The organism is Nocardia niigatensis NBRC 100131 (assembly GCF_000308655.1).
Classification (GTDB): Bacteria; Actinomycetota; Actinomycetes; order Mycobacteriales; family Mycobacteriaceae; genus Nocardia; species Nocardia niigatensis.
The window spans coordinates 157670-164808 of sequence record NZ_BAGC01000009.1; the positions used below are offsets into that span (position 1 = coordinate 157670).

6 protein-coding genes are annotated in these 7139 nt (G+C 68.1%); 5 read left to right on the top strand and 1 reads right to left on the bottom strand.

The annotated features are described in order from the left end of the window. Positions 1-476: 476 nt before the first annotated feature. The 3 genes from ON33_RS04835 to ON33_RS04845 all read left to right on the top strand — a co-directional run bounded on the left by ON33_RS04835 (position 477) and on the right by ON33_RS04845 (position 3306). Entirely contained in the window at positions 477-1433 is a 957-nt protein-coding gene (locus ON33_RS04835; protein WP_085996671.1) for a hypothetical protein, read from the top strand. A 159-nt stretch (positions 1434-1592) separates the two neighbouring features. Next, complete coding sequence (locus ON33_RS04840) at positions 1593-2174, top strand: sigma-70 family RNA polymerase sigma factor (RefSeq protein ID WP_040855551.1); 582 nt, start codon at positions 1593-1595, stop codon at positions 2172-2174. Beyond that, the gene (locus ON33_RS04845) at positions 2167-3306 is read left to right on the top strand and encodes an anti-sigma-D factor RsdA (RefSeq protein ID WP_040855553.1); all 1140 of its coding nucleotides are present in this window, start codon (positions 2167-2169) and stop codon (positions 3304-3306) included. Before ON33_RS04840 ends, ON33_RS04845 begins: the two co-directional genes overlap by 8 nt. A gap of 123 nt (positions 3307-3429) precedes the next feature. Here ON33_RS04845 and ON33_RS04850 read toward each other — a convergent pair whose 3' ends face one another. Next, positions 3430-3843, bottom strand: a complete 414-nt coding sequence (locus ON33_RS04850) for a DUF5319 domain-containing protein (RefSeq protein WP_029923780.1) — start codon at positions 3841-3843, stop codon at positions 3430-3432. A 390-nt stretch (positions 3844-4233) separates the two neighbouring features. Between ON33_RS04850 and guaB the strand changes: the two genes are divergently transcribed. Further along, the gene (guaB, locus tag ON33_RS04855) at positions 4234-5778 is read left to right on the top strand and encodes an IMP dehydrogenase (protein WP_051151639.1); all 1545 of its coding nucleotides are present in this window, start codon (positions 4234-4236) and stop codon (positions 5776-5778) included. A 173-nt stretch (positions 5779-5951) separates the two neighbouring features. Next, positions 5952-7085, top strand: coding sequence for a GuaB3 family IMP dehydrogenase-related protein (locus ON33_RS04860; protein ID WP_040855556.1), 1134 nt, complete (start codon positions 5952-5954; stop codon positions 7083-7085). Positions 7086-7139: the final 54 nt, after the last annotated feature.

Here is a 7139-nt window from a genome sequence, read left to right on the forward strand (position 1 = left end):
ACGTACGTTAGGTCGGACAACGAATTCGAGTCAATAGCTTCATTCGACTCGAGCCGAATACCTGCACATTAGAGAATTAACATCCTCGCTATTTACAAAGCCCCCTGCCTGTGGTGATACTGATCGGTTGCCCAGCATCGTGACCAACCTGTGATAGCCCATCGGACTGGATAAAACACCAGGTAGCAGCGGCTTTTCGGGGATCGGCGCCCGTCGCCCGATCTATGCAAGCCTCTCGATCAGAGTGATCTCAGCCATTGGACATCTCACCCTGAGTAGGGTACAGATGGCCGCCTCGCGGCGATCTGGTTAATAGCGGGAAACGCCATACGAATTCTTTACGGGCGTGCTAGGCGATAGCGAGAACAGATTTACGGAGTGGAAACACAATGGCGCTGGTGAATGCTGATAGGTAGCTGACTCGCTGTGGTATGGCAGCTGCCCGCACTCGTCCCGGCACTGGTTACAGTGCGGCTGTGCCTGTGCTCGAAGTGAACTCCGAACTCGCCGACGCCGCCTTCGGTTCCACCCCCGAACGCGCTGCCACCGGGTTGCCCGCCGCCACCGATGCCGCCGAATCCTGGCTGCGATCAGTCTCGCTCAGTGGAATCGGGCACTATGCCGCCGCGCGCGTCGAGCTCCGGCGCGCCCGCCGTTGGACCGCCGACCCCGCTCTGCTCTCGCTCACCCACAGCACCGAGGCCTCCCTGCTGCGCCAGCTCGGCTGGCACGGCGACGCCTCGGTCGCCGACGGCCGCGCGGCCGCCCTCGCCCTGCCCGCGGTCGCCGCCGATCCCTCGCATTCGCGCGGCGCGGTCTCCGTTCCCGCCCGCACCCCGGCGGAAATCCGGCGCGCCGAAGCGGTTTGCGATGCGTTGACCGGACTCGCCGCCGACGCTCTCGGCACCCTCCGCCCGGCGCTTGCCGCCCGGCTGCTGGATCGTTGCCGCAAATATCTCGACGTTCATCTGACAGATGCCGCGACCGCGTGGCGCCCGCGTGTCCGGCTGCACTGGGTGGCTGCCGAGACGGCGCTGTCGGCTCCCGGCTCCGGTTTGATCTCCGTCCCCGGGGCGGACTTCGCCGCCGGCGCTCGCCCGGCCCCGGCCGATCCCGCTCTGGCGCACGCCGAGGCCGCTCTCGCGCTGGCGGAAAACTCGCCCTCGCTGCGGCATCGAGTGAAATCCCGGCTACTTCTGGCCGCCGCCAGCGCCGCCGCGGGCGACCTCGATCGATCCCGGGCTCTCGCAACCGAAGTCGATCGCGCCTGCGTCGAACACGAGCTGCTGCCGTTGCGCTGGGCCTGCGCCATGCTCCGCTCCGGCGTCGAACCCGGTGGTGACGGCGCGATCGTGGCCGCCGAGTGCGCGCGGTTGCTGGCTGCTCGCGGTGGGCGATTGCGTTCGGCCAGCGGCCTTCTCGGTCATCCCTGAGCGCCCCCCGGGACTTCCCTGAGTCGTCCCCGAGAACGACCCCGTAACGCCTGGCATGAATGCGTCAGCCGCTATTGTTGGACCGTTCCGCCCCTCCGCGGAAGCACCGGCTCTCCCGCCGCCGTGCCACTCTCGTAAACGCCAGGAACAGCTCTGACGATGAACACAACGGGTGAGGAGTTGGATCCCGCAGTCGTCGCTGCCGCAGCGCAGGGCGACCGGGCGGCCCTTTCCCAGGTACTGGTGAGCATCCGCCCCCTCGTGGTGCGGTATTGCCGTGCGCGCATCGGATCGGCCGAACGCGGCCAACTCTCCGCTGACGACGTCGCGCAGGAGGTTTGCCTGGCCGTCATGACCGCCCTCCCCAGGTACCAGGATCAGGGTCGGCCGTTCATGGCTTTCGTCTACGGCATCGCCTCGCACAAGGTCGCGGACGCCCACAGAAATTCCGCCCGTAACAAGGCGGACGCCATGGCCGAAGTACCGGATGTCATATCCACCGACCAGGGACCGGAGCAGCGAGCTCTCGAATCCGAAACGAGCCGACAGATGAACGCTCTGTTGGCGACATTGCCGGAGAAGCATCGAGAAATCCTGATCCTTCGCCTGGTCATGGGTCTGTCGGCTGAAGAAACTGCAGTCGCCGTGGGCAGTACGGCGGGTGCTATACGAGTCGCCCAGCACCGGGCACTCGCGAAACTCAAGTCTCAAGTGGCGAGGGCAGGTGAAATGTATGGCTAGGGATGGCGAGCGCGGTCGGGGCGACTGGAAGGCGCGACCTGGATCGCAGAACAGCGGTCCCTACGCCGAGGCGTCCGGTGAAACCGGGCCGGTGGACATCGCCGCGGTGCGACGCGACGATGCCCTGATCGACGCCATCTCCGGCGATGGTCCCGTACAGACGGGCACTTCGGAGGAGTATCAGCTCGCCGCCTTGCTGGCGGACTGGCGCGCGGAGATCATGGCCGAGCCGTTGCCGGCCGGACCGGACCTGGATGTCATTGTCGCCGCGGTCAACCAGGAGATCGGCGCGCGCCAAGCGAGAATCGGCGCGTCGAATCGTGGGCGACTGCGGCTCGTCCGGCCCATTCTGGGTGCGGCGGCGGCCATGGCATTGGTCATCGGAGGTCTGACGGCGTTCTCCTACAATGCGAGTCCCGGTGATCCGCTGTGGCGGGTCAAGGAGGTCGTGTTCAGCGAGCAGGCCCAGTCCACGGTTGTCTCGCGTGCGGACAACGATCTGGAGCAGGCGCAGCAGCTCATCGCGCAGGGCAAGGCCGAGGAGGCCAAGCCGCTGATGGAGCGTGCGGCCGATAACGCGTCCCAGGTCAACGACTCCGGCAAGAAGGACAGTCTGACCGACCGCTGGCAGCAGCTGTACGCGGTGCTGCAGCAGAAGGCTCCCGAGGTCGCCAACTCCTTGGCGTCGATCGCCCCGGCCAGCACCACCACCAAGGTGCCGGTCGTGACGGCCACGTCGAATGCGCCGGTGCCGCCGGTGGTTCCGCCGACCAAGGCGGACGGCACGCCGTCGACGACCTTCGATCCGCGGTCGGCCGAGACTCCGCCCAGCCCGAATCCGGGCACCGGAGGCGGTGTTTCGACCGTGCCGGTCATTCCGCCGGTGACCACGCTGCCGTCCCTGCCGCAGGAAACCGAATCGCCGGTCGTGCCCCCGACCGGTGGCGGCGGGAACACGAGCGTGGCCGTTCCGACCGGAGGCAATACCGGTGGCGGCACGACTGGTGGTGGCGTGCAGCCGACCCAGCAGCCGACGGCCGAAAAGCCCTCGGCCGTGGTGCCTGTCATCCCGACGATCCTGCCGACCGGCGGCCCCGTCGTGCCGCCGGCCCCGGCGCCAGGAACGCACTAGCACACCCCGCTTCACCCGATCGTCGTGCGCCGGTCGGGTTTTCACGTCCGCGGGGCGGACCGAGCGTTCACGGCACATGCGAAAAGGGCCTGCATCCTTGGGATGCAGGCCCTTTTCGATGAATCAGACGTCGAACCCGTCGAATCCGTCGCCGTGCAATGCCTCGTTCATGGAAGCGTCCGCGTAACCGCGGCAGTAGTCCCAGGTGACGTAGGCCTCGGGCGTCGGGTCGTAGGCGGGCTCGTGCGGTCGCACCGTGCCGTCCACCAGCAGTTGGAGGAGGTTGGCGCGCAACATGTCCCAGTCGTGGTAATGATCCTGCCGGCAGTCCTCGCAGCTGACCACGAGACCGCGGATGCCGCGGTGGGCCAGCAGCGCCTCGTAGACCGCGAGGTCGGCGAGATCCTCTTCGACCGCTAGGCGCTCATGAGGATCCAGCGGCTCCCCCGGCTCGATGGCATCGAGCGCGGCCGACGGGTCGGAGGGGTCTCCGGCGAACGGATCCGGCGGCAAGCCAGGTGGTAGATGGTCACGCACAGTCCCACGGTACGCAGAACCACCCCCTGTGCGCCAGCGCTGAAGGGTATTTGCCCTCACTTCGCTGGTGGTGCGGCGCACAGTCTTGTCGCAAGCGGTCACGGTGTTGCCGGAACCGGGCGCGGGGGATGTCGTGGCTGCCGTCACAGTAATGGCACGGCGGGCAAATCGCAGCCGTTGTGGCCGTGCGGACACCGCGGTCGTGGCCCGGGAGACCCGGCCGTAAGCCCCGCTGACGGCGGGTCGGGCGCGGGTGCGGTCCGGAATTCGCGGACCGATACCATGGTTGACCAAAGGCCGGGTAGCAATCGCCGGCATTGCCATTCATCCACGCGTCCACCGGTGCCCGGTCCGGTGGATGTTGCCGAGGTCCAGGAGGGGTCGATCCGAATGAGCAGTCCCGTGACGGGCGAACGAAACGCTGGCCGCCCCCATACGGGCGGCGACGATCCCAACAAGATCGCCATGCTCGGCCTCACCTTCGACGACGTGCTGTTGTTGCCCGCCGCGTCGGATCTGATCCCGAGTTCGGTCGACACTTCGAGCAAGCTGACCCGTGACATCTCGCTGCGCACCCCGCTGGTGAGTTCGGCCATGGACACCGTCACCGAGGCGCGCATGGCCATCGCCATGGCGCGTGCGGGCGGTATGGGCGTGCTGCACCGCAATCTGTCGGTGGAGGCGCAGGCCGCGCAGGCCGAGACGGTGAAGCGGTCCGAGGCGGGCATGGTGACCGATCCGGTGACCTGCCGCCCCGATGACACGCTGGCCGAGGTCGACGCCATGTGTGCCCGCTTCCGCATCTCCGGTCTGCCGGTGGTGGATGAGCGCGGCATGCTGGTCGGCATCATCACCAACCGCGATATGCGGTTCGAGGTGGATCAGGATCGCAAGGTCGCCGAGGTGATGACCAAGGCGCCGCTGATCACCGCACAGGAGGGCGTCACCGCCGAGGCCGCGCTGGGCCTGCTGCGCCGCCACAAGATCGAGAAGCTCCCGATCGTGGACGGCAGCGGCAAGCTGCGCGGCCTCATCACGGTCAAGGACTTCGTCAAGACCGAGCAGTACCCGAACGCCACCAAGGACCGCGACGGCCGACTTCTCGTCGGCGCGGCCGTCGGTGTCGGCGAGGACGCGTGGGCGCGCGCCATGACGCTGGCCGAGGTCGGTGTGGACGTGCTCGTCGTGGACACCGCGCACGGTCACCAGTCGGGCGTGCTGCAGATGGTGTCCAAGGTCAAGGCCGAGGTCGGTGACCGGGTCCAGATCGTCGGCGGCAATATCGCGACCCGCGCCGGCGCGCTGGCGCTGGTCGAGGCGGGCGTGGACGCGGTGAAGGTGGGTGTGGGCCCCGGCTCCATCTGCACCACCCGCGTGGTCGCCGGTGTCGGCGCGCCGCAGATCACCGCGATCCTCGAGGCGGTCGCGGCCTGCAAGCCGCATGGTGTGCCGGTCATCGCCGACGGCGGTGTGCAGTACTCCGGTGACATCGCCAAGGCCATCGCGGCCGGCGCGTCGACCGTCATGCTGGGTTCGCTGCTGGCCGGTACGGCCGAGTCGCCGGGCGATCTGATTCTGGTGGGCGGCAAGCAGTTCAAGAGCTATCGCGGTATGGGTTCGCTGGGCGCCATGCAGGGTCGCGGCGAGGCCAAGTCGTACTCCAAGGACCGCTACTTCCAGGACGACGTGCTGTCGGAGAAGAAGCTGGTGCCCGAGGGCATCGAGGGCCGGGTGCCCTTCCGCGGCCCGCTGGATCAGGTCATCCACCAGCTGGTGGGCGGTCTGCGCGCGGCCATGGGCTACACCGGTTCGCAGAGCATCACCGATCTGCAGGCGGCGCAGTTCGTCCAGATCACGGCGGCGGGCCTGAAGGAGTCGCACCCGCACGACATCACCATGACCGTCGAGGCTCCCAACTACACCACCCGTTCATAGCCGGACATAACCGGCAAATACCAACGCCCACAGGGTTCGCGGCGCGTCTCGTTCTGGACTGAGTGGAGCGGGCGAGCGAAGCGGAGGAGCGGAGGGAGGAAGAGCCAGACCTCCAGCGCCGCGAGCCCGCCCGGAGCGACGCGGCGGGCATATCAGACACAGGAGGACTGACGATGCGCGATATGGTCGAGATCGGCATGGGCCGGACCGCCCGGCGCACCTACGAACTGGACGATATCGACATCGTTCCGTCCCGGCGGACCCGTTCGTCCAAGCAGGTGTCGCTGTCGTGGCAGCTGGACGCGTACCGCTTCGAGATCCCGTTCCTGGCGCACCCCACCGACGCGCTGGTGTCGCCGGAGTTCGCCATCGAGCTGGGCAAGGCCGGCGGTCTGGGCGTCATCAACGGTGAGGGCCTGTGGGCCCGGCACGCCGATGTGGCGGCGAAGATCCAGCAGCTGACAGAGGTCGGCGAGAAGCAGGGCACCGAGGCCGCGGTGGCGATGCTGCAGGAGCTGCACGCCGCGCCCATGCAGCCCGATCTGCTGGCCGCCGCGGTCGCGCAGGTGCGTGCCGCGGGTGTCACCACCGCGGTGCGGGTGAGCCCGCAGAACGCGCGGGCGCTGACCCCGGCGCTGGTGCAGGCGGGCATCGACCTGCTGGTGGTGCACGGCACCATCATCTCCGCCGAGCACGTGGGCGACGGCGAGCCGTTGAACCTCAAGACCTTCATCGCCGAGCTGGATGTGCCGGTGGTGGCGGGTGGCGTGTCCGATCACCGCACCGCGCTGCACCTGATGCGTACGGGCGCGGCGGGCGTCATCGTCGGCTACGGCTCCATGCAGGGCGCCACCACCACCGGTGAGGTGCTCGGCATCGGGGTGCCGATGGCGACCGCCATCGCCGACGCCGCGGCCGCGCGCCGCGACTACCTGGACGAGACCGGCGGCCGCTACGTGCACGTCATCGCCGACGGTGAGACGCTGACCTCCGGTCACATCGCCAAGGCCATCGCCTGTGGCGCGGACGCGGTCATGCTGGGTGTGCCACTGGCCATGGCGCGGGAGACCCCGGGCAACGGCTGGTACTGGCCGTCGGCTGCCGCGCACCCCTCGGTGCCGCGGGGCGCGGTGCTGCCGTACGCGGTCGACGAGGAGCGGGTTCCGCTGGATCAGGTGCTCAACGGTCCGTCGAACGACCCGTTCGGTTCGCTGAATCTGGTTGGCGGCCTGCGTCGTTCGATGGCCAAGACCGGTTACAGCGACCTGAAAGAGTTCCAGAAGGTCGGTTTGAACGTCCGCGGCTGAGCGGAGACCCTGTTCTCGCGCCCTTGTGCATTCATCCGAATGCGCAAGGGCGCG

What these genes read in the sequence shown, in the direction of transcription:
- ON33_RS04840 (WP_040855551.1), top strand. Translation starts at nt 1,593, where the DNA reads ATGAACACAACGGGTGAGGAGTTGGATCCCGCAGTCGTCGCTGCCGCA.
- ON33_RS04845 (WP_040855553.1), top strand. Translation starts at nt 2,167, where the DNA reads ATGGCTAGGGATGGCGAGCGCGGTCGGGGCGACTGGAAGGCGCGACCT.
- guaB (WP_051151639.1), top strand. Translation starts at nt 4,234, where the DNA reads ATGAGCAGTCCCGTGACGGGCGAACGAAACGCTGGCCGCCCCCATACG.
- ON33_RS04860 (WP_040855556.1), top strand. Translation starts at nt 5,952, where the DNA reads ATGCGCGATATGGTCGAGATCGGCATGGGCCGGACCGCCCGGCGCACC.